Source organism: Streptodolium elevatio (genome assembly GCF_040649515.1).
GTDB lineage: Bacteria > Actinomycetota > Actinomycetes > Streptomycetales > Streptomycetaceae > Yinghuangia > Yinghuangia elevatio.
Window position 1 is genome coordinate 1 of the sequence record NZ_JBEZFP010000034.1, and the last position, 21,711, is coordinate 21,711.

A 21,711-nucleotide genomic window follows, 5' to 3' on the forward strand; every position below is an offset into this window, starting at 1 on the left:
TCCGCCGCCCCGGGGCGGCGGACCATGGAATGTGGGGGTTGGACCTGACAGGAGGTAGGTCATGGGACAGGCACGTGAGGCCATGGACCGACTCACCGAGGCGATGACGACGTCCCGGGACGCCCAGTCCATCGCGGAGTGCTTCGCGCCGGACGCGGTGGCCACCACCCCGGACGGGGAGTTCCGCGGCCGCGACGCGATCGCGGAGTACATGGCCGAGCTCACCGACGCGCTCCCGGACAGCGCCTTCGACCACGAGCACACCTACGAGGCGGGCGACACCGCGGTCGACGAGGGCTGGTTCCACGGGACCAACACCGGCCCTCTGCACATGCCGGACGGCAGCACGCTCCCGGCCACCGGCAAAGCGGTCCGCATCCACGGCTGCGACATCGCCACCGCCCGGGACGGCCGGATCGTCGACTACCGGCTGTACTTCGACCAGCTGGCCTTCCTCGAACAACTCGGACTCGCGCCCGCGCCGAGCTGACCGGCAGGGGAACCCGGCCTTATCGATCCGCCGAGTCAGGTACTCGACGCGAGGGCGGCGTAGGCCGCAAGCACGCCGGGCCACGCGCCCTGGTCGGCGAGTCCGTCGCGGGCCTGCTCCCAGCCGTCCCCGTGCCGCTCCAGCTGCGAGTGCACCAACACCACCGTCGTCTTGCCAGCGCCGTCGGCGGCGAAAGTGACATCGACGCGGCTCGCCTTGTTCTCGTCCGGTTCGGGCGCGAACGTCGGGGTGATCGCCCAGGACAGCGCCAGGTGGTTCGGCGCGTCGAACGCCAGCACCGTCCCCCAGGCGCACTCGGCGCCGTCGTCGGTGGTCTCGTACCACCGCCCGCCGGCCTTCGGCTCGATCACCAGGCCGGTACGCGCCCCGCCCTGGCCGAGCTTGTACGGGGCGGGCCACCAGGTGTGGCCCTGCTCGGTGAACACCGCGAACGCCCGTTCCACGTCCGCGTCGACGGAGATCTCGACGCGGACGTCCGCGCCGTGGATGTACTCGCTCATGACTGCTCGCCCTCCATCTGCGGCGCTTCGGCGGCCTTGGCGAAATCCGCGAGCGCCTGGGTCCAGAAACGTTGGAAGTACGCCCGCAGCACGTCCACGCCCTGCGGGTCGAGCCGGTAGATCCGCCGCGTCCCGGCCGCCTCGACGGCGACCAGGCCGGCGTTCACGAGGACTTTCAGGTGCTGCGAGACCGCGGGACGGCTGACCGGCAGCCCGGCCGCCAACTCGCCCACCGCCGACGGCCCCCGGCCCAGGCGCTCGAAGATCGCCCGCCGGGTCGGGTCGCCCAGCGCGTCCAACGCCGCTTCGTAAGTCCCCACGAACCGTAAGTCTGAACTTACCAAGAGGGATGTGTCAACGCCCCGAGACGCGGATGGTTCACGTCCGGGTCGACTCAGGCGGTGGACACGAGCCAGGCAAGGGCGGCGACCGACGCCGGCACCTCCGTGTTGGCGAGGCTGCGGCGCCGCAGACGGGAGAACAGATGCCTGCGCCAGAACGTCTGCGGGTGCAGCTCCCACGACACGGTCAGCCGCGAGGCACCGGATTCGGGAACGACGCGCCAGCGCCAGTCGGTGTCCGCGTACGGGATGGAGTGCAGAGGTGGGTACGGGGTGGTGTGAAGGCAAGACGACCTCAACGCCCAGGCAAGGGTCAACCATCCCCAGTCTCGACTGCCGTCGTTGAGCTGTGGCGGCTGCCGAGCGCACAGAGGAGTCCCGTTTGCGCTGACGACCGGCCGCGGGCTGTCCGCACGGCCTGCAGACGAAGAGAATCAAGGCGATTCAGGTTGGGCAGCACGCTGCGTCCGGGCTCATCAGGGCGCCGGTACGTGAGGTGCTGTGCCGCGACGAGGAGGGACGCGTCATCGAGCACTTCACACGCCCGATGGAGCCGCAGGTCCGTAAGGGGCTGGAGCTTGCACGGCTTCACCAGCGGATGAGGGGCGTCGACACAACGACGACGATCACCGAACTGCACGTCCGCCAAGCCACTTCACTGAACGGTCTGCACAATTTCCCGTCGCTCGAGGTCCTGATCCTCACCGGCTGCGACCCGGTGTCGCTCGCAGCCCTCCCTCGTATGGACCAGCTCATATCGCTGACCGTGCAGGACAGCGGCCTCCAGGATCTCGGCGGCATCGACCGGTTCCCCAACCTCCTGGTGCTGGACGTGCAAAGGAACCTCCTGCAGGATCTCGGCCCACTGTCGGACTGCAACGCCACGAACATCACAGTCATGGGAAACCCCTTGTCGAGGCAGTCTTACGAGCAAATCCTGCCGAAGTTGGCGGCACGCGGCGTCCGCGTGTATGCCGACGAGCCCAGGGAGTGGCACCTCACGTGCCGGATGCACGCTGCAGGCGTCCCGCTCAGCTGCTGGAAGTCCGGCAGCGAGCACTTCCTGTACGCCCCGGGGCTGGGCACCACCGCCGACCCGTGGCGAAATCGTGTCGCAATCCACGTCGACGAGTTGGAGGCCATCGTCAGCCGGAACCCCCACGAACTGACCACGCTGTTCGAGCGCTTCGCCCAGGACGACGCACGTCAGCAGAGCTGACGCCGAACCACGTGGCAACCACCACGGCCAGCCCTGCACGCGGACTCGTACCTGGATCTGCACATGAGCCCGTACGCCGACAGTCGGCATAGCTCGGATTTCCGTCGTCGGTCTGCGACCGGTATGCGAACACCCCGTGGGCCGGGTCGATCTCGCGCACCCGGGACCGGCTCGGCCACGACGGCCACCCGGCCGGCTTGACCGTCACCACCCACTCCGCCCCCGGCTCCAGCGCCGCCGGCGCCTCCACCACGCGCGTGACCGCGCGGTTCCACTCCGGCAGCCGCGCCACATCGGTCACCAGCGCGAACACCGCATCCGCGGGCGCGGGCACCGACGCGCTGAACGAACCGGTGAACCGCGCCGCGTTCGACGAGCTGTCCTGATGCGTCCGGGCCATGGCGACTCCTTCCGCCGCGCCCCCGCTCCCCTCCAGTCTCGCGCGCGCCGGACCCACCGCCACCACGGACGGACCCGGCGCCGGACATCCCGTGCCGACTGCGCGTCTACCGGCCGCGGCGCCGCAGCACCCGCACCACGCCAGGCGCGGCCGCAGCGAGCAGCGCGGCCACCGGCAGCACCACGTCCGCCCACGGGTCGCGGATCGGCTTGAACGCCGCGCCGCGGTCGGTGATCTCGATGAAGCCCAGCGGCCGGGAGTCCGCGCCCCCGCCTCCGCCGCCGCCCTCCCCGGCGTGCGAGGTGTGCAGGCCGCGTCCCGCACCGCCGCCGAACCCGAACGCGATCCGCGCCACCGGCACCACCGTCACCCCGGCGTGTTCGATCGGCTCGCCGAACACCGCGGCAACGGACGCGCGCGCGGTGATGCGGTCCACCAACCGCTCCAGCAGCGACGCCGCCGTCTGGGCGGAGTCGGGGTGCTCACCGGCAAGTTCGGGGTGCTCGGGCTCGCTCACCGGGGTGCTCCTTCGGTCGCGGGGCGGACGGCGGTGCCCAGGATGTGGCTCGCGGCCGGCAGCGGCACCCGGGTCTCGGGGAACGCGAACCGGTCCAGCTCGGCGACCTCGAACCCGGCGCGCCGGATCGCCGCCTCGCTGTCGCGGCCGGTGTGGCAGCCCCCGCACAGCAGCGGCCACACCGTCGCGTCCACCACCTTCTGCACCCGCCGCATCCGCGCGCTCCGCGCCTGCACGTGCTCGAAGAACCGCAGCTCACCACCCGGCCGCAGCACCCGGAACACCTCCGCCAGGGCCGCTTCCGGGTCCGGCACCGAGCACAGCACCAGGCACAGCACCGCCGCGTCGAACTCCCCGTCACCGAACGGCAGCCGCCCGGCCACTGCGTCGACCACCTCCACCGGGGCCGCCGCCGATGCCGCAGCCTTAGCCGCCTGCTCCCGCAGCCGCGGCTCCGGCTCCACCGCGACCAGCCGCGTCACCTCCGCCGGATACAACGCGAAGTTCGCCCCGTGACCGGCCCCGACCTCGACCACTGCCCCGGACAACCCCGCCAGCATCCGCCGCCGGTGCTCCCCGGCCCCGGCCCGCTCCAGCCCGGGCGCGGCCACCTTCGTGTAGAACCGCGCGAACACCGGCCTGCTCACACGCTCGGACCTTGCCATCGCGACCACCTCGCCACCCGCCCCTTCCCAGTCTCGGCATCATCGGTACGCTAATCGAGGAGGTGCAACACAGTGAAGTCACTTCACGAAAATGTCCCGGGGACAACCGATCCCGGCCGGTCGATGGACCGGCTCTTCGAACTCGCCGAAGTCCTCGGCGCGTTGATGGAGGAAGGCATCACCGGCCACGGCCTCACCCGCGCCCGGGCCGGGCTGCTGTGGGCGCTCATGCTCCACGACGGCCCCATGACCCAGCGCGCCCTCGCCGACGCCCTCGCAGTCACCCCGCGCAACGTCACCGGCCTCCTCGACGCCCTCCAAGCCGACGGCCACATCACCCGCGCCCCGCACCCCACCGACCGGCGGGCCACCCTCGTCCACCTCACCGACCAGGGCCGCGCCGCCGTCACCCACCTCCGCGACGGACGCGACCAGATGGCCGCCGCCCTCTTCGCCGACATCCCCGCCGACCACCTCGCCGGCTTCCACGCCACCATCGCCACCATCGTCACCCGCCTGCGCGGCACCGAACTCACCCCGCACGCCGATGCCGCAGCCCTGTGCCCGACACCACAGCAACCGCCGCAGAAGCGGTAGACCCCCTGGCGTAGCGCCCGCGACCTGCGGGGGCGCGGTCCCCTGATGCTGATCCCCGCACACTCGGGGACCGGTTGGTGTACCGGTTGGTCCTGCGCGTTCGATCTGCGCTTCCTAAGCCGTAGTTCGGAGAATCCGTTTCCCCGGCAGGGCGGCGTACCGTTCATGGTCCGGGATCGTCGGAGCTTCCCTCCGGTGACCTCCACAGCCGCGCCGACCACCCAAAAACCGGCGCTGGCTCCCGGCGCCGGCCCTGTCCGTGACCCCCCAAGCGCGGCGGGGCCGACGCACGTCCGGTTCTTGCTTCCGACGCGCCCCGATGACGGGGTGTTGGCGCCGCAGGCCTCGCGGTCCGCGGTGCCGAGCGCGGCCGCCCCTCGAAGCAGCTGCAGTTCGCCCTGGCCGGCGGCGAATTCACGTACGCCGAGTGCTGTCGCATGGCCCCGGCCAAGGCGCCCGTGCGATGGCCTGACAGGTGGGGCCACCGGTGGCAGGCGCGTGATGCGGGTCACACTCATGGACATGGGTGCGAGTCACACCGCTACTCCGAAGGTTGGGGCGATGTAACGCTCTTGCGCGTCCAAGGTCAGCAACGTGCTTGTCCCCGACAGCCCGAAGCGGAGTCGGAACCGCCGCGGTTGCAGCAGAAAGCCAGGGAACCCAACACGTTGGGATCAGCGACCCGGCGGCAGCAACTGGTGAGCGATCGATCCAGGCAGCAGCCGCGTACACGCATCCACGCTCGGCACCGCGGCCGCGGGTGCGGCCGGCTCGCTCCGCGCGCTGGGCCTCACCGGTGCCTGTGCTCGCCGGATCGGGGTGTCGCAGGCGTGTCCTCCTGAAATGAGACGATGTTCTGTCGGGGCCCAGGAGCCGCCGAGAACGCCGGGAGACGATATCGACAGTCCCATTCCCTGGAAGCTGATAGGCCAGCCGCAGTTTGACCGCATCGTCGAGGCGCTGCTGTACCGAAGGCACGCCAACGACGTTGAGGTGGTGGCGTACGACGGCCGCGGCGGCGACGGCGGCCGCGACGTCGTGGTGCACCATCGCAACGGTCACCGGACCGTGTACCAACTGAAGTACTACCCGGAAGGGTTCTCCAACGGTTTCAAGCCCCGGCGCCGCGCTATCCGGGCGTCGTTCAAGTCGGCGCTGGCCTACAACCCGCACACCTGGATCCTCGTCACCCCAGGCAACATCACGCCCGAGGAGGAGAAGCACGCCAAGGGCCTCAAGTCCGAGTTCCCGGCGGCCGCCCGCGTGCGGATCCCCACCCCGATAGGCCGTGCCGCCCTCGACGACCTGCTCAGCGACCTCCCGGACCTGCTCCACTTCTACACCTGCGATCAGGTGGTCGAGAAGGCCCGGATCCTGGGGCAGGAGAAGGCCATGCTCTTGGACGCGGGTGACCTTGCCGAGCGGGTTCAGGCGCTCGGCCGCGTAGCCGACGATCGAGACCCGCACTGGGCCATGAACTTCGAACGCCGTGGCACCACCACCGTGCAGACCATCGTCCCCAAGCATCCCGCGGCCGGCCGCGTCAGCCCCCTCGGGTTCCACGTCGACATCGCGGAGAGCCATCAGCAGCTGGCCGTGTCACTGGACCGCTCGTTGGGATTCGGCGTGATCGACACCCTGGCGTTGCCGCCGCAGGCCGTCCGGCGCTTGATAATCACCGGCCCGGCCTGGCTCGCGAAGGTCCACGAGCACGTCGCCGTGCGTCTGCTCCCCGCTGCCGGCCCCCTCAACGCACGCGCGGAACTGCGCTTCCCGGCGGACAGCCTGATCCGTGCGGCCGACGGCGTCCTCAACAGCGCCGCCCAGGGAGACCGCGGAAGGACGTTGCGCGGTCGATTCCACGACGGCGTGACCGTCACCTTCTTCGTCCCCGACGATCCCGAGGCGTCCGTCACCGTCGACACCACGTACGAGACCCACGGGCGACAGCCCGCCGCAGTGCTCGACAGCCTCGCTCTGTTGCGCACGCTGACCAGCACGACCCGCTTCGACTTGATGATCAACGGCGAACGGCTCGGCGTCTTCACCACCGAATCCTCCGCTCCCGACCGGGAGCGAGCCGCCGAACTCGATGCACTCGAACTCCTCGCCGAGGATCTCGACTGCGTGCAGCGCCACTGCCGGCAGCGGTTTGCTCTGCCGGACACCGTCTCCGCCCTGGACCGGATCCGCCTGCGCTGCGCCCGACTGCTCATCGACGGCCACAGCATCATCGACCCCGAACCGCGCATCCTGACCGCGACGCTGAACGGCAGCACCAGCCCCGTGTTGGAGGCACTGCTCGCCGGGGAGGCCAAGGCCTTCACCGCCACCAGCCCTGCCTGGGAACTCGACTTGTTCGGCCGGAAGTTCGACATCGGGCCGGTCACGCTCTACCACCCCGAGGTCCACGGCACCCTCGCCCCTGACCCCGATTCACGCGGCCCGCTCGCGGGCCGTACCCTCCGGCTGTCCCCGGCCCGCCGAAACCGCTTCATCCTGAACAAGCCCGACGCGACCAGCGGCACGGCACCACCGACGCCGGTGCCCCTGGGTCTGCCCGGATACCCCGGCGCCGCGTAGCCGCGCCACGGACGTCGGCGCAGCCCACTCTGATGTCCGGCTGATGACGTGTACGGGCGCCGGGTGGGGCGTCATCGTCCGAGCTTGGCGTCGAGCTTGTCGAGGTCGGCGAGCAGATCGACGAGCGCCAGTAAGGCGAGAGACGCCAGCCGGGACGGCAGCTCTCCATCGTGCGCCAGGTAGATCGCGCGGTCGGTGGCGTCCATCTTCGAGAACGAGTGGGCGGTGTTGCGGTCGAGCCGGAGGTAGTCGGCAACAGCCTGGTCCCAGTCCCGGCTTGGCCGCTGCGTGCCGGGCAGGCCGTCGAGGCCGTTCGCGGTCCAGTGCGGCCCGGAGGAGTAGAAGCCGTCGCGAACCCGGTCAAGGGCGTTGACCGCGTCGTCGCATACCGGGCGCAGGACGGCGACCGCGTTGGTCGGAACCTGGGCAGTGATCCGATCGAGAGCGTCGCGGGCCCGGCTCGGGCTGGTGTAGTAGCGGAAGTTGCGGATCCCGAGTCCTTCGAGGCAATCCAGCGCGTCGTACGCGGCACGCAGGCATGCCGTCTGATCGCGGCCATGATGCTGCAAGGCCTCGGCGACGTCGCGGAACAGCCGTTCCAGGCTCATGAGCATTTGGAACTGGCGATCCGGCGAGTAGGTGTGGGTTCCGGGCTCGGGGAATTGAGCCGGGTCGGTGACGATGGCGAGCAGCGTGTTCACGCGCTCCACCCACCAGGTGAGGAACGCGTCGTACTGGGCGGCGGTGTGCGTGGGGCGAGAGCTGGAGATGTTGTCGGTGAACCTGTCCGTGGTCGGGGCGACCAGGTCGGCGAGCTGGTTGCTCGGGAAGGTGCCCCCGGGGATCGCGGTGCCGAACGGCCAGACCACCAGGGCGTACGCGCGTGCGGACATGCTTGCCCAGACCCAGGGGGCGGTGATGTGCAGCGCGGGCTTGACGAAGGCCGGCCCGAAGAAGCCGCCCAGGGCCACGGCCCGCGCCGCGGGGAAGCCTGGTCCGGCGAGGGCTTGGGGGAGGTCGGTGACGGTGCGCGCCGTGGCCAGCATGCGCACGAAGGTGGTGCGGACGACCAGTTTGGGGGCTTGGTGGATGACATGCAGTCGGCGAAGCGCGCCTGGGCAGGCATCGAAGAAGCCGCGGATGGCGGCGGGCAGGTTCGCGGTGTCGGCCCCGAGGATGATGAGGTTGAACTCCGCGATGCGGGCCGCGACTCCGTCCTGTTGACCGAGGTGCGCGAACGTCTCGGTGTCGATGCCAGCGGTGGGGACCTGCACAGGGCTTTCGTGGCCGATCTTCGCTAGTTGGTCCAGGGTGGCGTCGTCGAGCGTGTCAAGGGACACCAGCGCCGGCGTCTCATCGGCGTATCGCTCGTAGGTGGCCAGAGACCACGTCGCGCCGTTCTCGGCGATGCGGAATCCCGCCAAGTCGGCCAAGCCACGGAGTCCTTTCCGGAGTTCCGGGGCGGGAGCGGGCAGCTTTACCCAGATCGGGGTGGTGGGGGCGGGCATACAGATTCCGGCTTTCGGCAGGCGGCGGGGAGACGATCCATGAGGCAGCGGGGTCGTCGGGTGGTGGCGGGGCCAGACGCTGGGCGAGGTCGGCCGCCAGCCCGTACCCGGGGTGCCGGTCGAGTTGGCCGCGGCGCCGGTTGTAGCGCTGGGTGGTGCGCGGGTCGCGGTGGCCGGCGTCCTGGACGTCCTGCAGAGCGTCGCCGCGCTCCAAACTGTCGGTAATGAAGCCGTAGCGCAGCACGTGGGGATGGATGGAGTCCTGGTGCGGGAGGCCGGCGCGCTTGGCGAGGCGGCGCAGGCACTTCCACACCTCCGCTTCGGTGAGTCGGTGGCCGTTGCGGGTGATGAACAGCGGGCCGGAGCGGCGGCCGTCGAGGTAGAGGTCGAGCGCGTACCAGGCGAGCGGCGGGATCGGCACCGGCTGGACGAGGCCGCCCTTGCGGGTGAGCGGCAGGGTGCGGTGCCCGCGGTCGTAGCCGAGCTCTTCGACGTCGCGGGCGAGGAGTTCGTCGCAGCGCGGCCCGATCAGGTAGAGCATCGTGGTGAGTGCGAACGCCCGCTGTGAGTACTGCTGGGCGGTGCTGATCAGCAGCGCAGTCTCCTCGGGCAGCAGGCCCTGCACGGAGGAGAGCGGTGCCACCGCGGGCCGCTCGGTGTGCGTGAACGGGTTGGCGGTGACGGCCTGGTGGCGGATCGCCCGGGCGTAGAAGGAGCTCGCGCCGGAGAGCATCGCCGCCTGTGCGGCCGGCTGGTACGGCGGGCCGACCGCCGCGTACTCGGGCGGCCGGCCGGAGTTGCCGCCGCCGCCGTCCCGCTTCAGCGACAGCGCGGTCTGGAGGTAGCGGGCGTACGCGTCGGCGAGCGCGAAGCCTGCGGTCAGCGGATGCGCGCCGCGGGTCCGGGCGTACGCCTCCCACACCGTGAAACTGCGGGCGTAGCCGCGCCGGGTCTGCACCGAGCGGAACCCGGCGATCCAGGCGCCGGCCAGGTCGGGCAACAGGTCGGCGTCGCCGTACACCGGCCGCCCGGCTGCGTCGACCAACGCCCGCAACCGGTCGCGCAGCGCGCGGGCCTCGGGAGGCCAGTCCTGGCGCGGGTCGACGCAGTCGGTGGAGAGCGCGCCGGCCGGTCGTGGCACGAGCGCGGTGCCCGGCGCAGCGTCGTCGGTCACGTGCGGTCTCCCCCCTCCGGCGGCGCCGGTGCGCGATTCGTTCCCCTTTATATCGGCGTCGTACGACCGCGCCCGCACGCGACGGTGCCCGGGGCGAAACCGCGTTGCGGTCTCGCCCCGGGCACCGAGGGTCGGAATCAGGTGAGGTGGTCGAGGAGCCAGCCGAAGCCGGCGCGGACCGCACCGGCGACGGCGCCGCCGACCACGGCGGTCTTCCAGGTGCGGCGACGTGCGGGGCGGCGGGTGCGCGCGGTGGGGGTGCGGCGGTTCATCGAGGCCTCCGAGGGTGGTGGTCGGTGGCTTCTTTGCTACGGGCCGCCGGACCTGCGGCGACCGCAAGTTGCGGGGACCTGAGCCGACTTGCTGCCCAGTCGCGGCGGCAAAGTACAGGTGGCGGGGTGTGCGGAGGCCTACGCTGAAATTTGGGACGGGCGACGCAAATTGCGCCGAGTTGAGGGGGCCGCGGCGGTGGAACTGGCGGAGGTGCGCTCGCCCGAGGACTTCACCGCGGCGCTGACCGCGCTGCTGGACCGCCGGCTCGCCGGCACCACCGCCGCGCAGCGCGAGAAGACCGGCGTTGCGCCGAACACCCTGGTGAACTGGCGCGCCGGCACCATCCCGCGCACCGAGCAGTTCGACCGCTTGTTGCGGGCCTTGTTCCAGCCCAGCGACGACCCGGTCCGGGATGCGGCCCACACCCGGATCCGCACCACATGGCACAACGCCCGGGACCGCGCCGAGACCACCCAGGCGAAACGCCGCCGCACCGCGCCGAGTCCGCCAGCGGCCGTGGACAGGCCTGGCATCCCGGTGGCGGCGGCGGACCCGTTCCTGCTGGGCGTGCATCCCGCGGTCGAGACCTCGGACGACCCCGGCCCGGCCCGGACCCTGCCGCTGTACGTGCCGCGGGCGCACGACCGATGGCTGCGCGAAGCGGTCGCCGCAGCGGCCGCCGGACCCGGCGAGCTGATCACGCTGGTCGGCGAGTCGTCGACGGGCAAGACCCGCGCGTGCTGGGAGGCGCTACGGCAACTCCCGGAGGGCTGGCGGGTGTGGCATCCGCTGGAACCGACCCCACACGAAGCACTGTTCGCCGGCGTCGACCGGGTCGGGCCCCGGACGGTGCTCTGGCTCAACGAAGCGCAGCGCTACCTCCTCGACCCCGGCCCCTACGGCGGCCGGCGCGCCGCGGCCGCGCTGCAGACGCTGCTCGCTCGCGCACGCGGCAGCGGCGGGCCCGTGGTGGTACTGGCCACGCTGTGGCGCGAGCACTGGAACACGCTCACCGGCCCCCCCGGAGCCGACGGCACGGACTGGTACGCCCAACAACGCGAGCTGCTGGCCGGGGCCAGCCTGCACACCACCATCCCGGACCGATTCACCCCCGACGACCTCGCCGCGCTCCGCGCCGCCGCGCGGGACGACAGCCAGCTGCGGCTCGCCTCCGAACACGCCGCCAACACCGGCGAAATCACCCAATTCCTCGCCGGCGCGCCCTGGCTTCTAAACCGCTATGACAACGCCGACGTCGGAGCGAAGGCATTGCTCCACGCAGCGATGGACTACCGCCGCTTGGGCCACTCGGAGATTCTGCCCCTCGACCTGCTCGCCGACGCTGCCCCCGGCTACCTCACCGACCGCGAATGGGACGAACTGCCCGACCATTGGCTGGAGGACGCCGTCACCTACTGCGCCCAGCGTCGCCACCGCGTCGCAGCCCCGCTCGGGCGCGTACGTCCCCGGCCTGGGCAGTCCGTGCAGGGCCCTGCTGTCGGATTCCGGCTCACGGACTTCCTCGACCAGCACGGTCGCCGTACCCGTCGGATACAGCGCTTGCATGTGACGTTCTGGGAAGCCGCCGCCCGCCACACCCGCGCTCACAGCGACCTGGTAGCCCTGATGACTGCCGCAGCCGCGCGTCTGCGTTTCCGACACGCCACCCTCCTGGCCTGGGCGGCGGCCGACGCCGGAGACGAGTCCGCGCTCCGTTGGTTGGCTGTGCGGGCGGATGAGGCGGGCGACGGCGCGGAGGCGGAGCGCCTGGCCCGGGCGGCGGCCGACGCCGGAGGTACGACCACGCTCCGTTGGTTGGCTGTGCGGGCGGATGAGGCGGGGAACGGCGCGGAGGGGGAGCGCCTGGCCCGGGCGGCGGCCGACGCCGGAGACCCGTCCGCGCTCGCGTGGTTGGCTGGGCGGCGGGACAGGGCGGGGAACGGCGCGGAGGGGGAGCGCCTGTTTCGGGCGGCGGCCGACGCCGGAGATACGACCGCGCTCGTGCGGTTGGCCGAGCGGCGGGAAAGCGCGGAGGCGGAGCGCCTGGCTCGGGCGGCGGCCGACGCCGGAGACCCGTCCGCGCTCGCCCAGTTGGCCCTGCGGCGGGATAAGGCGGCCGACGGCGCGGAGGGGGAACGCCTGGCCCGGGCGGCGGCCGACGCCGGCGACGCGTCCGCGCTCGCGTGGTTGGCTGCGCGGCGGGACAGGGCGGGGAACGGCACGGAGGCGGAGCGCCTGGCCCAGGTAGCCGCCGACGCCGGACATGAGGCCGCACTCATCGGGTTTGGGCTCTTTTCCAGCCTGCGGGGGCGGCGGTCCCAGGCGGAGCTGATCCAGCGGTACGGCCTCGAACCCGACGGCACCCCCTCCGCCCCTGGTGACCCGCGGCCCGCTCCCCCGGCGCCGGATCCGCGGACCGGCCCGCCGGCCTGATCCGGGCCGCGCCGATACCTCTTATACATGTCCCCGATTCACCGCGGCCGGGTCGGCGGGGCGGACGGCAGGGTAACTGGCATTATCCTGCCGTCTTTCACTTCGCCATAGGGTCTGTCGTTATGAAGCTTGAAGCCACAACCCCTGAGGCGTCACGATGGGAACCCGCACGACAGGTTCGCGGAGTGAAGGCGGTCGGTGTGCTGAGAGTGTTGACCGGGGCGCGACAGTACGTCGGACCCGAGGTGCCCGAGGAGGACCGGCCGCACGAGGACCCGTCCGTGCCGCGCCGCTTCGCCGGCTGGGACAGATCAATGAGCGACGCCGAGGCGTTCGACGGCATGCGGGCGTGGTGGCGGCTCGCGATGCGGGAGGCTGAACGCCAGGCGTACGTCGTCGGCGTCAGCAACGGCGACCGCGTCGTGCGCACCGTGGCCCGCGTCGACGGCTGGATCGTCAATCCGCGCACCGGGCGCAAGGCCTTCCGCGGGGAGCTGCTCGGCCCCGGCGACCCGGTCTTCGACGCCTACCACCTCCAGCCCGACCCGGTGTCCGGCCGCAACGCGGTCGGATACTTCACCGACGAGCGCTTCGAACCGGACCAGCCGTGCCGGTGCGGCTGCGGCGCGTGGTCGAAAGGGCCATACCGTCCGGGGCATGAAGCCGTAGGCGTACGGGACTTGGTCGTCCGCGCCGCCGGGCACCTGGACGCCGCAAGCCTGCCCTATGCCTCACAGGTGGCCGCCGTCGTCGACTGGTACGACTCCCTGCCCGAGGAAGTCTTGGCCTCCGCCCGCCGTGGTGCGGACCACCGCGAGCTCGCACCGGTGACGGCGTCCGCGCAGTTCCACACACCCGTTGCCGCCAAAACCCTGGTCGACCTCTTGGCGCGCGACAGCGGGACAGGCGGATCCGAGGTGCCCATCACCGACCCGGCGTGCGGCACCGCGGGGATGCTCGTGGCCGCCGGTGACGCCGACGACCGGCGCGTGGCGGACGACTTCGACGCGCGGGTGGGCACGCTCGTCGACCATGTGCGCCGAACGTTCAGCGACTACGTGCTGAGGCCGGTCGAGTCCGGCGCCACGCACGTGGAGATCGAGTTCCGCGTGGACCTCCACGCCAAGAACGGCGATCTGCGTGTCCTCAGCACTGCGGACGCGACAGCCACTCACCGGCTTCGCGTCTCCCTCGACCCGTTCGCCGCCCCGCGGCCGCCGGCCGCGCACGAGGAGGGTTCCGCTCATGCCGCGCCCTGACCGGGACCCCGCCCCGGATCCTGTCTCCCTGCCCCGCCCGGCGTTCGAACTGCGGGCCGGCGGGCTGCATATCACTCTGCAGCGGGTGCCGTACAAGCTCTTGTTGTGGGTCGTCCTGGTGGGCGGACCAACCCTGTACGTCTACCTCACCAGGTAGGGATCCCCCGGAGAGAAGCCGGGCCCTCATACTCCGCCGCGCCCCGACAGGGGGAGGGGGTACGGCCGTCCGCCCGCCCTCGGTCCAGACGCCGGTGTCAGGCGTCCGGGCTGAGGATGCGTCGTGTGACGCCGACCGGGTTCCAGTACACCGACCCGTACGCGCTGATCGGCGTCCTCGTCACCGGGCTGTCCCCGCACGCCGGGTAGGGCGTCCGTCGTACGGGTTCACTTCCGGATCTCGGGCGGACCTTTCGGCATGGTTTGTTTCCTTTTGATATGAATCAAAGTTCCTCAAACCGTCCGCCGGATTTCCGATCGGCCGCAGACCGATTCCGATGAAGGAGAAAGATTCCTTCATCAATCGGTTGCAGGTCATTTCGGCAACACGAATTGAGTCCTCCGAAGACCCGGATGTCTCCGATACTCGTATCGCCTACGATGGGGATGTGTAGAACCTCCGTACCGCGGTACGGCGCCTACCCGTCCGGACGTGTGCCGGACACGCGTGAAGCCCGCCCCAGGCCGCGAACCAGTGACGGGCTCCACTCTTGCGACACCGCAGGCCCTCACGTAGTTGCTGCTACGTGGGGGTCGCTGTCGTTCAGGCCCCGAACAGGATGCTGATCACCAGCACCACGTAGGGGGACCAGTCGCGCAGCAGCTGCGCGAGACGACGAACGATCCTCCTGCGGTCACGCCGCCAGTGGTGCTTCGGCAACGCGACCCCTCTCCTTTCCGTGTCGGCGAGGACGCCCGACGCGTGGGGCGTCCCGGGGCGACGACCCCGGCCGGGGGTCGTCGAACCGCCGGTACGGAGAAGAGAGTTTGTGCGTGAGACAGCCTAACGAGTCATCCCGGCCCTGCGCCCCGATGGCGGGGAGACGACGCGCCCCCAGCCGCCGCGGCTGTGGTCCCCGAAACGCGCTGACACACCTTTCGATGACCAAAGGGACACCAATGGGACACCTATGGGGTCGTTTGTGATCTGGGTCACACGACTTGGTGCGCGGCGCGGCGCGGCCCGGGCGCTCGGGTGCCGCGCGGGGCCGCCCTCGTGGCCATGGCCGCCAGGGGTGAAGGCGGTTCTCGTGATGTCCGGGGCTCGTCCGGTACCCGGCTGGGGCGATGTTCACGAGAACGGACGGCATCGCGGAACGCCGCGCGACATAGTGCGGAGGTGACCACTACATCAAACCGTCTGGCCCGGCCGGCGCGGCGCCGCCGCCACGCACGACTGATCGCCGCGCTGACCACGTTGATCGGAGCCTGCGCCGAGGCGGCCGACGCGGTGTACCGGCCCATCGCCGCCGCCGAGCCCGGCCAGGAGGCCGTCGAGGTGAGTGTCTGGCCGTGCGTCCAGGTCAGCCTTGCCGCCGCCGACCTGCTGGACCGGGCCCGTGCCGAGGACGACGCCCGGTGGCCGGACGCCGTGGCGTGGGAGCGGGCGCAGGCCCGGCGGATGTACGCGTCGCGGTGTGCGGTGGCGCAGGCTCAGGAGTTCGTCCAGGGTGACCCCGGCCGGGACGGTGTGCCGCTGCCGACGGTGGAGCAGGCCGCCGCCATGGACGTGGCGAGCGCCGGTTCCGATGTCGCCGCCCGCTGGCGGAGCGATCCGGGGGAAGCGGTCGCTCTGGTGCGCGAGTTGACGGCCGGCGGCGAACTCGCCGTGGAGGAGGTCCTCGACGAGGCGGTCGACGCCGCGGTGGTGACCGGTCTGCTGGCACTCCAGGAGGCGCGCACCGCACCGGACCCGAGCACGGCGGCGGAACTCTGCCTGAACGCCGTCCCGCACATCACGCTTGCGGTCTCCCTGGCCTCGGCCGACCTGGACTGACGAAGACCAGCCCTCGCGGGCTTTCTCTTCTCGGGCCTCTGGCTCGGTCTACACGTTCAGGTAGGAGATGGACAGCACGGTGACGGTCTTCGTGGCGGTGACCAGGAGGACGACGACCAGGTCCGGGGCGGACATCAGGCGCATCGCCACCTCGTCGCCTTCGTCGCCGATGCCGTACGGCCGGGTCGCGGCGAAGGGGTCGATGAGTGCGTCGACGAGCATCGCGGCGAGGCGTTGGCGGACGGGTTCCGGCAGCGACCGGTAGGTCTCGTGGACGCCGTGGTCCAGGTAGAGGCGGTAGTTCACCTGTCGGTCACGCCGCTCCGCGCCCCAGCCGCCGGGCCTGCTCGGCGTCGTGGCCCACGGTGTCGGTGGCGTCGGTCAGCTCGTCCGGGAGGGTGCCGTGCTCGCGCAGGTGGGCGGCGATCTCGGCGGCGCGCTGCTTCGCGGCCGCCAGGTCCGCGGCCACGCCCGCCCACGCTTCGGCGAGGCGAGGGGTCTCCACGACGGGGCGGAGCATCAGGTCGCGCTGGCACTGGGCGCGCAGTTCGGGGTCGTCGAGCCCGTGGACGATGGCGTCCCACGTGGCATCCGCACCGATCGACATGCCGCTCCTCCCTTGCGATTGCGTCATCGGTCAGCCTACGCCGCCGCGCCCCGGCTGGGGGAGGGAGTCCGGCTGGCAGCCTGCGGGGCCGGGACACACACGTCAGGCGCCATGGTTGAGGGCGCGGCGGTCGGCGTCGACCGGCCGGGCGCCGATCGCCGCGCGTCGACGTCGGCCTCGGGCTGCTCCATTGGGATGCACCTCCCACGGGTCGTCCGGCTGGTCGCGGGTGAACTGGGACCCGAAGACCTGCGGGAGCCCGAGCCGCATCCGCACCCGGTCCAACAGCCAGGCCAGGTCGCGGAACGCCGCTTCGCCGCGCGCGACGGCCGCCGCCAGCAGCGGCAGCGCGGTCAACTGCTCGTCCAGCGGGGCGTGCTGCACCAGCAGCCACGCGGCCGTCGCCCCGTCTTCGCCGACCATGCTGCGCCCGGGCCAGCCCCGCTCGGTGATCACCGCCATTATCCACGGGGTGTTGTCCACGTCCACGGCGGTCACCCGCGCCCATTCCTCGTCGCTCGGCGCAGGGCTGAGCGCTTCGCGGGCCTGCTGGTCCCGGTCGCGGCGCGCGAGCAGTTCCGTGCGCAGCGCCTCGTCCCGCGTGCCGCCGTCGACCGTCGGCTCCTGCGGTTGCGTCATGAGGCCTGGTGGATGGTGAAGCCGAGGGCGAGCAGGAAGCGTTGCGACTCGCGGGTGTGCTGCCGGTGCACCCCGGTGCAGGTGCGGGCGACCTGCTTGACCGGGTACATGTTCCCGTTGACCTCCACGAAGTACGTCCTGCCGCCCTCGGGGGCCAGTCCGCGTATGCGCGTGTGGACGTCCGCGTGGGTGAGGTCGTACTGCTGTCCCTGGAACTCGACCACGTCCGCCTCCTGCTCGGCCCTGCATCACGGGGATACAGGCAGTCTGGCCGACCCGGACGTCGGTCCGCGGCCGGACGGTCGCCCGAGTTGCGCGATACCGCGGATCTCCGCCGGGGACCGCCGCGGCCGGGGACAATCGAGCATGACCAACTCCCCTGCCGCGACCGATCTTCCGCTCGACCAGCTGACCGCCGCGCTGCGCGCAGGCGCGGCCGGCCACTTGCCCGGCGAGGCGGCCGTCGCCCTGCTCGTCGAGCACGATGTGTGGCCCCGGCGTGCCGACTTCCGCGCGTACATCGACTACACCGACGACGCGGACGTCACCGACACCCCGCTCGCGAAGGTCCGCTGGAGCGACGCGGTCGACGCCCGCTTGCCGGGTGCGTCCGGGGAGACGCTGATGCTGCGCATCGCGGCCAGCCTCGCCGTGGGGACCCCGGTCGCGTTGGCCGAGGTCAGCGCGCTCGGCTGGCACAGCACCGGCCTGGTGCTGCGCGCCCTCGCGCACACCAGCGGCCACCAGGCCGACATCGCGGTCACCGCCCCGAAGACCTTCGACCCGGACGCGCCGGGCGGCTGGACCACCGAGACTCTGCACAGCTTCTGAGCACCGACCCCAGGGGCGGGGCATCGGGTGTCCGCGGCCGTCGTTGTACCCCGGACGGCCCAACGCCCGCCAGACGTGGATGCCGGTGGGCGGTCGGGCCGCGCGGAGGCTTCTACTCGGGAATCACGTTTTCCGCCTGCTGTCCCTTCTGGCCCTGGGTCACGTCGTAGGCAGTCGACGTCCGCCCGCCGCCTGCGTGGGAGCGTGGTCGGCGGCGGTAGCCTGCCCGTTCGGGGGCTACCCGCACGAAGGGGAGCCGTTGGTGGACCACGGCAGCCTGGACGAACTCCTGGGTGAGCCCGGGGAGTACATCGGTGCGCGCCGCGTACGCCGTCCCCGCCCCGCCGCGGGCGTACTCGTCCTGGAGTGGTGGGACGGGGAAGCGTGGGTGAGTGCCGGCGAGTCCGCCGACAACGATGGCGTCCGCGCCTGGCTCTCAGGGACCCCGCGCGGCCCGCACCCGTGGCAGCCCGGCACCGGACGCAGGCGCCGCCCACCCGCACCACCGCCTCCTGGGCGTCACTGCGCGGAGCCCCCGTAGGGGTCCAGGTCGCGGTCCCCGCCGACGGTCATCGCGCGCGCGACCGCGGTGGCGGCGAACCGCGGGATGTCCTCGTCGGTCCCCCGGCGGAACATCTTCGCGACGTCGAGCGGCAGCGCGGCCGGGGTCCACTCCTCGGGGATCGGCCACATGCCCAGGACGGCGTCGCGGGCGGCGCGGTACGCGTCCGTCTCCACCATGTCCGGCTCCTCGGGCGTCGACCACGGGCGGCGGGCACCGACCAGCACGAGCACGTCGGCGGAGTACCAGCCGTCCGGGGCGTTGTCCGCGCCGGGCGTCGGATCGGTGGGCAGCACGGCGGCGTGGGCGTACGCCGGGTACACCTCCCCCGTCGCCTCCCGCCGCAGCCGCACGGCGCTGTTGGCGACGAGGGCCGCTAGGACTTCCTCCGAGGTGGTCACCTCGCCGGGCGGCGGGGTGTGGGTAGGGGTGCACGGCAGGCTGGTCGAGAAGAGGTAGCCGACCGCCGCCACGGTGTGCTGCCCGGTGTTCGCCTCGGCAAGGCGCCGCCGGGCCTGCATGTACGTCTCGCCCGTCGCCTGCCGGCGGGCCTTGATCTCGCGCTTGTTCGGGCCGGCCATCACACACGCACGCTTCCCGGCCGCGCTGCCCACGCTCGCGTCGGCCCGGTCGATGCGGGACGGTGGAACTGCCGCGCGGTGGCGTCACCTTGGTCGTGGGCCGGGGCGTGGGCACGAGTTCCGGCGCGAGACGGCGGGCGGCCGCGAGCCACCCCACCGCACACCCTACCGACCGCCGACGGCGCCGTCGGGCGGTTCCGCGGCGCGGCCCGGAACGCCGTCCCTGGCAGGTCCGGGCCGCACCGCCCCGGTGAATCCCCCGCGCCCGGTGGCCCCACAGTGTGCCGGGGACCAACGCGTTGGCGGAAGAGGGGACTTCACCTAGGTCGTGGTGCGGTCGCCCGACGTGGGGCGCCGCACTGCGGCCCCCGGATCACGCAAGTCACCCTCCGTGGGCCGCCCCACACCGCGCACCCCGCATCGGCGCCGCGCGTCGTTTCTCGCGAATCTGCTGCGAGCGCCACCCGGGCATCGCTATAGCCGAGTTATACAACTTGGTTATAGCGAGTGATGGAGGAGCCCCGTGCCTGTGACGCCCGCCGCCGAGGACGTCGAACTCCCCTACGGCTACGTGATGCCGGAGATCCCCGACGACGCGAGTGACGAGGACGTGGCCGCGATCCTGGACCGGTTCCCCGGGCAGCCGGGCGGAGGCATGAGCGACGAGCACGCCCGGGACCTGTTCGCACACCTGAACGCGCGCATCGCGGACGGCGAGGCGAGCAGCGCCTCGCCCTCGTTCACAACCTCTACACCCAGCTGGGGTGGCGGCAGACACGTATCGCGGAGGTTGCCGAGCTGAGCCAGCCGGGGGTGTCGAGGATCCTTAAGCGGCCGCCCGGCGCGGGTGAGGAGGAGCCGCTGGTGGTCGTGGGGAGGCTGCTCGGGCTGGCCGACCACCTGGCGGCCCGGCCGCGCCGGGGCAGGGCTCCGTACGAGGCCCGGGCGAGCAAGATGCTCGGCGGCACGTGGCCGATCACCCCGGCCAGCCTGCGCGAACTGCAGGGCATGGTGCGCCGTGATCTGGGGCGCCCCGGCACACCCCGCGTTTACCGTGAGGCGTTAGAGGAGGTCGAATCCCGGCTCGACGGCGCCGAGTTGCCCGCAGCAGTCTCCGCTCGGCTGGGCTCCTGGGGGCAGGTCGTCGTCGGCGAGAAGCGGCAGCGCGCCGAACTGGACCAGGCCCTCGACGCGTGACCGGCCGGCACCGGCGATCCGCTGAGCATCTCGTAGCGACCTGCGGCAACTCGACGCGAACTGAACGGTTTTGATCAGGCGCGGCGCCGTGCCTGCGCCGTCGGCCGTGCCTACCGTGGGTGTTCGGGAAGGCGTACGGCGCCACGGGATTCAGACCGTATGCCGCACGGTTGTGCGCCCGCGTGCCCCGCACTCCCCCTGCCGGCGCGCGGCCTTCCCGCACGGCGGCCCCGGACGTCATCCCCCGAGCGTCCGGGCCGCCGTAGCCGGGTCGGGCTCGGCGGTCGACCACACCGCCGGGCCCGACCCCCGGCGGATGCGAGCCGCAACCAAGGCGTGATCTCCCAGACGGGGCCCCGGGAAGGGGCTGCTCGTTGGGCACGGGCGTGGAGACCATGGAGCAGCACACGCAGGCACAGCACGCCGCAGGGCGCCACGCCGGGCATCGAGCGGCAGCGTTGGCGCACGCGGGCTATGCCACGGCCGTCGGCGAGGCGATCGCCCCGCTGGGCGAGCACGTGACCGTGATCGTCGACCACACCCCCGGCCGCGCGGTGACCGCCGAAGGCGGCACCGACGCCGGTCCCGCCGCGGAAGTGCCGTTGCTGGACATCGTGGTCGAGGTCCACGACGGCCCCGAACCCGCGTCCGGCAGCGAGCACCCGCCCGCGTGGCTGCGGCTGTCCTGCGACCAGGTCGACGGCTGGCGCTACCGGTTCCCGCACGACGTCGGCCGGTTCGCGCCCGAGCACGGACACCAGCTGATGGACGCGCGCGTGCCCGCCCCGCGCGACGTGGACGGATGGCTGGCCGTGGCGACCGCCTGCGACCGACGACAGCACGACGGCACCAGGGCGTGACCGCTACATCATGTGAACCTCTACGGAGAACCCCTCTGCGAGGGCAGAGTTCAGGTGCTCCGCATGGGCCCCCAGCCATTGGCTCGGGCCGGCGACCTGATCTGGGCCGCACAGTGATCCGAAAGAAATGCCCTGGCACCGTCATCGTCGACGGCCGGGGTCTGCAGAAAAGGGTTACGCATGTGATCTAGATTGGTTGGATAGAATAGGGGTCATGGTGACAACAACGGTGCTGGGCCCGGCTGAGCGCATCGCGGCGGACCTGGCCCTGGCCATCCATCAGCGGCTGATCCGGCCAGGTGAACGCCTGCCGTCTCAGAAGGACTTGATGGCTGCGTACGGGGTGGCGATGGGCACGGCGTCCTCGGCGTTGGCCAAGCTCGCCGCGGCCGGACTGTCCCACGGCGAACGCGGTCGCGGCACGTTCGCCCTCGACCCGCGCCGGTCCCGCTTCGGGCCCA

General features: G+C 71.9%; 27 protein-coding genes and 1 pseudogene. 14 read left to right on the forward strand and 14 right to left on the reverse strand.

Annotation, left to right across the window (positions count from 1 at the left end; translation table 11 throughout):
- Positions 1 to 61: 61 nt before the first annotated feature.
- On the forward strand, positions 62 to 490 hold the full coding sequence (locus tag AB0C36_RS15525; RefSeq protein WP_358353993.1) for an ester cyclase: 429 nt from the start codon (positions 62 to 64) through the stop codon (positions 488 to 490).
- 35 nt (positions 491 to 525) lie between these two features.
- Here AB0C36_RS15525 and AB0C36_RS15530 read toward each other — a convergent pair whose 3' ends face one another.
- From AB0C36_RS15530 to AB0C36_RS15540, 3 genes are all read right to left on the reverse strand, one after another.
- Positions 526 to 1,011: an SRPBCC family protein gene (locus AB0C36_RS15530; protein ID WP_358353995.1), complete on the reverse strand. Its 486-nt coding sequence runs from the start codon at positions 1,009 to 1,011 to the stop codon at positions 526 to 528.
- On the reverse strand, positions 1,008 to 1,331 hold the full coding sequence (locus AB0C36_RS15535; protein ID WP_358353997.1) for an ArsR/SmtB family transcription factor: 324 nt from the start codon (positions 1,329 to 1,331) through the stop codon (positions 1,008 to 1,010). The genes AB0C36_RS15530 and AB0C36_RS15535 overlap by 4 nt, the downstream gene beginning before the upstream one ends.
- A gap of 74 nt (positions 1,332 to 1,405) precedes the next feature.
- Complete coding sequence (locus AB0C36_RS15540) at positions 1,406 to 1,669, reverse strand: hypothetical protein (RefSeq protein ID WP_358353999.1); 264 nt, start codon at positions 1,667 to 1,669, stop codon at positions 1,406 to 1,408.
- A 179-nt stretch (positions 1,670 to 1,848) separates the two neighbouring features.
- On the opposite strand from AB0C36_RS15540, the gene AB0C36_RS15545 reads away from it, so the two are divergent.
- Complete coding sequence (locus tag AB0C36_RS15545) at positions 1,849 to 2,571, forward strand: leucine-rich repeat domain-containing protein (protein WP_358354001.1); 723 nt, start codon at positions 1,849 to 1,851, stop codon at positions 2,569 to 2,571.
- Here AB0C36_RS15545 and AB0C36_RS15550 read toward each other — a convergent pair.
- The 3 genes from AB0C36_RS15550 to AB0C36_RS15560 all read right to left on the reverse strand — a co-directional run bounded on the left by AB0C36_RS15550 (position 2,498) and on the right by AB0C36_RS15560 (position 4,153).
- Positions 2,498 to 2,971, reverse strand: a complete 474-nt coding sequence (locus tag AB0C36_RS15550) for an SRPBCC family protein (protein WP_358354003.1) — start codon at positions 2,969 to 2,971, stop codon at positions 2,498 to 2,500. The genes AB0C36_RS15545 and AB0C36_RS15550 overlap by 74 nt on opposite strands.
- Before the next feature lie 106 nt (positions 2,972 to 3,077).
- Positions 3,078 to 3,488, reverse strand: coding sequence for a spore germination protein GerW family protein (locus tag AB0C36_RS15555; protein WP_358354005.1), 411 nt, complete (start codon positions 3,486 to 3,488; stop codon positions 3,078 to 3,080).
- The gene (locus AB0C36_RS15560; RefSeq protein WP_358354007.1) at positions 3,485 to 4,153 is read right to left on the reverse strand and encodes a class I SAM-dependent methyltransferase; all 669 of its coding nucleotides are present in this window, start codon (positions 4,151 to 4,153) and stop codon (positions 3,485 to 3,487) included. The genes AB0C36_RS15555 and AB0C36_RS15560 overlap by 4 nt, the downstream gene beginning before the upstream one ends.
- A gap of 123 nt (positions 4,154 to 4,276) precedes the next feature.
- Between AB0C36_RS15560 and AB0C36_RS15565 the strand changes: the two genes are divergently transcribed.
- Positions 4,277 to 4,750 (forward strand): MarR family winged helix-turn-helix transcriptional regulator, encoded by a 474-nt coding sequence (locus AB0C36_RS15565; RefSeq protein ID WP_358354009.1) that lies wholly within the window; start codon positions 4,277 to 4,279, stop codon positions 4,748 to 4,750.
- 843 nt (positions 4,751 to 5,593) lie between these two features.
- Positions 5,594 to 7,333, forward strand: a complete 1,740-nt coding sequence (locus AB0C36_RS15570; protein ID WP_358354011.1) for a restriction endonuclease — start codon at positions 5,594 to 5,596, stop codon at positions 7,331 to 7,333.
- Between the two features lie 71 nt (positions 7,334 to 7,404).
- Here the strand turns inward: AB0C36_RS15570 and AB0C36_RS15575 are convergent, their stop codons facing one another.
- The 3 genes from AB0C36_RS15575 to AB0C36_RS15585 form a co-directional block, all read right to left on the reverse strand.
- Positions 7,405 to 8,766, reverse strand: a complete 1,362-nt coding sequence (locus tag AB0C36_RS15575) for a hypothetical protein (protein ID WP_358354013.1) — start codon at positions 8,764 to 8,766, stop codon at positions 7,405 to 7,407.
- Positions 8,687 to 10,015 carry a tyrosine-type recombinase/integrase gene (locus AB0C36_RS15580; RefSeq protein ID WP_358354015.1) on the reverse strand — a complete coding sequence of 443 codons (1,329 nt, stop codon included), beginning with the start codon at positions 10,013 to 10,015 and terminating at the stop codon, positions 8,687 to 8,689. The genes AB0C36_RS15575 and AB0C36_RS15580 overlap by 80 nt, the downstream gene beginning before the upstream one ends.
- 137 nt (positions 10,016 to 10,152) lie before the next feature.
- Complete coding sequence (locus AB0C36_RS15585; protein WP_358354018.1) at positions 10,153 to 10,287, reverse strand: hypothetical protein; 135 nt, start codon at positions 10,285 to 10,287, stop codon at positions 10,153 to 10,155.
- Positions 10,288 to 10,483: 196 nt separating this feature from the next.
- Between AB0C36_RS15585 and AB0C36_RS15590 the strand changes: the two genes are divergently transcribed.
- The 4 genes from AB0C36_RS15590 (at position 10,484) to AB0C36_RS15605 (ending at position 15,973) form a co-directional block, all read left to right on the forward strand.
- Positions 10,484 to 12,721 carry a hypothetical protein gene (locus AB0C36_RS15590; RefSeq protein ID WP_358354021.1) on the forward strand — a complete coding sequence of 746 codons (2,238 nt, stop codon included), beginning with the start codon at positions 10,484 to 10,486 and terminating at the stop codon, positions 12,719 to 12,721.
- Positions 12,722 to 12,933: 212 nt separating this feature from the next.
- Positions 12,934 to 13,980: a hypothetical protein gene (locus AB0C36_RS15595; RefSeq protein WP_358354024.1), complete on the forward strand. Its 1,047-nt coding sequence runs from the start codon at positions 12,934 to 12,936 to the stop codon at positions 13,978 to 13,980.
- A complete protein-coding gene (locus AB0C36_RS15600) occupies positions 13,967 to 14,137 on the forward strand; it encodes a hypothetical protein (protein ID WP_358354026.1) in 171 nt (56 codons plus the stop codon). Before AB0C36_RS15595 ends, AB0C36_RS15600 begins: the two co-directional genes overlap by 14 nt.
- A gap of 1,179 nt (positions 14,138 to 15,316) precedes the next feature.
- Positions 15,317 to 15,973 (forward strand): hypothetical protein, encoded by a 657-nt coding sequence (locus AB0C36_RS15605; RefSeq protein ID WP_358354028.1) that lies wholly within the window; start codon positions 15,317 to 15,319, stop codon positions 15,971 to 15,973.
- Positions 15,974 to 16,021: 48 nt separating this feature from the next.
- Here AB0C36_RS15605 and AB0C36_RS15610 read toward each other — a convergent pair whose 3' ends face one another.
- The 4 genes from AB0C36_RS15610 to AB0C36_RS15625 all read right to left on the reverse strand — a co-directional run bounded on the left by AB0C36_RS15610 (position 16,022) and on the right by AB0C36_RS15625 (position 17,443).
- A complete protein-coding gene (locus tag AB0C36_RS15610; RefSeq protein ID WP_358354031.1) occupies positions 16,022 to 16,279 on the reverse strand; it encodes a hypothetical protein in 258 nt (85 codons plus the stop codon).
- A 7-nt stretch (positions 16,280 to 16,286) separates the two neighbouring features.
- Entirely contained in the window at positions 16,287 to 16,580 is a 294-nt protein-coding gene (locus AB0C36_RS15615; RefSeq protein WP_358354033.1) for a hypothetical protein, read from the reverse strand.
- A gap of 102 nt (positions 16,581 to 16,682) precedes the next feature.
- Entirely contained in the window at positions 16,683 to 17,219 is a 537-nt protein-coding gene (locus tag AB0C36_RS15620) for a DUF6624 domain-containing protein (protein ID WP_358354035.1), read from the reverse strand.
- Entirely contained in the window at positions 17,216 to 17,443 is a 228-nt protein-coding gene (locus tag AB0C36_RS15625; protein ID WP_358354037.1) for a hypothetical protein, read from the reverse strand. Before AB0C36_RS15625 ends, AB0C36_RS15620 begins: the two co-directional genes overlap by 4 nt.
- Before the next feature lie 142 nt (positions 17,444 to 17,585).
- Between AB0C36_RS15625 and AB0C36_RS15630 the strand changes: the two genes are divergently transcribed.
- A complete protein-coding gene (locus AB0C36_RS15630; protein WP_358354039.1) occupies positions 17,586 to 18,050 on the forward strand; it encodes a hypothetical protein in 465 nt (154 codons plus the stop codon).
- Positions 18,051 to 18,312: 262 nt separating this feature from the next.
- A complete protein-coding gene (locus AB0C36_RS15635; RefSeq protein WP_358354042.1) occupies positions 18,313 to 18,591 on the forward strand; it encodes a hypothetical protein in 279 nt (92 codons plus the stop codon).
- On the opposite strand, the gene AB0C36_RS15640 is transcribed toward AB0C36_RS15635, so the two are convergent.
- On the reverse strand, positions 18,570 to 19,193 hold the full coding sequence (locus tag AB0C36_RS15640; protein ID WP_358354044.1) for a hypothetical protein: 624 nt from the start codon (positions 19,191 to 19,193) through the stop codon (positions 18,570 to 18,572). The genes AB0C36_RS15635 and AB0C36_RS15640 overlap by 22 nt on opposite strands.
- A 523-nt stretch (positions 19,194 to 19,716) precedes the next feature.
- On the opposite strand from AB0C36_RS15640, the gene AB0C36_RS15645 reads away from it, so the two are divergent.
- The 4 genes and pseudogenes from AB0C36_RS15645 to AB0C36_RS15660 all read left to right on the forward strand — a co-directional run.
- Positions 19,717 to 19,995, forward strand: coding sequence for a hypothetical protein (locus AB0C36_RS15645; protein ID WP_358354046.1), 279 nt, complete (start codon positions 19,717 to 19,719; stop codon positions 19,993 to 19,995).
- 11 nt (positions 19,996 to 20,006) lie between these two features.
- Positions 20,007 to 20,390, forward strand: coding sequence for a hypothetical protein (locus AB0C36_RS15650; protein ID WP_358354047.1), 384 nt, complete (start codon positions 20,007 to 20,009; stop codon positions 20,388 to 20,390).
- 374 nt (positions 20,391 to 20,764) lie between these two features.
- Positions 20,765 to 21,250, forward strand: a complete 486-nt coding sequence (locus AB0C36_RS15655) for a hypothetical protein (protein ID WP_358354049.1) — start codon at positions 20,765 to 20,767, stop codon at positions 21,248 to 21,250.
- Between the two features lie 214 nt (positions 21,251 to 21,464).
- Positions 21,465 to 21,665, forward strand: a pseudogene (locus AB0C36_RS15660) (GntR family transcriptional regulator); the annotation flags it as partial.
- Between the last annotated feature and the right edge of the window lie 46 nt (positions 21,666 to 21,711).

What these genes read in the sequence shown, in the direction of transcription:
- AB0C36_RS15525 (WP_358353993.1), top strand. Translation starts at nt 62, where the DNA reads ATGGGACAGGCACGTGAGGCCATGGACCGACTCACCGAGGCGATGACG.
- AB0C36_RS15530 (WP_358353995.1), bottom strand. Translation starts at nt 1,011, where the DNA reads ATGAGCGAGTACATCCACGGCGCGGACGTCCGCGTCGAGATCTCCGTC.
- AB0C36_RS15550 (WP_358354003.1), bottom strand. Translation starts at nt 2,971, where the DNA reads ATGGCCCGGACGCATCAGGACAGCTCGTCGAACGCGGCGCGGTTCACC.
- AB0C36_RS15560 (WP_358354007.1), bottom strand. Translation starts at nt 4,153, where the DNA reads ATGGCAAGGTCCGAGCGTGTGAGCAGGCCGGTGTTCGCGCGGTTCTAC.
- AB0C36_RS15565 (WP_358354009.1), top strand. Translation starts at nt 4,277, where the DNA reads ATGGACCGGCTCTTCGAACTCGCCGAAGTCCTCGGCGCGTTGATGGAG.
- AB0C36_RS15570 (WP_358354011.1), top strand. Translation starts at nt 5,594, where the DNA reads ATGAGACGATGTTCTGTCGGGGCCCAGGAGCCGCCGAGAACGCCGGGA.
- AB0C36_RS15585 (WP_358354018.1), bottom strand. Translation starts at nt 10,287, where the DNA reads ATGAACCGCCGCACCCCCACCGCGCGCACCCGCCGCCCCGCACGTCGC.
- AB0C36_RS15600 (WP_358354026.1), top strand. Translation starts at nt 13,967, where the DNA reads ATGCCGCGCCCTGACCGGGACCCCGCCCCGGATCCTGTCTCCCTGCCC.
- AB0C36_RS15615 (WP_358354033.1), bottom strand. Translation starts at nt 16,580, where the DNA reads ATGTCGATCGGTGCGGATGCCACGTGGGACGCCATCGTCCACGGGCTC.
- AB0C36_RS15620 (WP_358354035.1), bottom strand. Translation starts at nt 17,219, where the DNA reads ATGACGCAACCGCAGGAGCCGACGGTCGACGGCGGCACGCGGGACGAG.
- AB0C36_RS15630 (WP_358354039.1), top strand. Translation starts at nt 17,586, where the DNA reads ATGACCAACTCCCCTGCCGCGACCGATCTTCCGCTCGACCAGCTGACC.
- AB0C36_RS15640 (WP_358354044.1), bottom strand. Translation starts at nt 19,193, where the DNA reads ATGGCCGGCCCGAACAAGCGCGAGATCAAGGCCCGCCGGCAGGCGACG.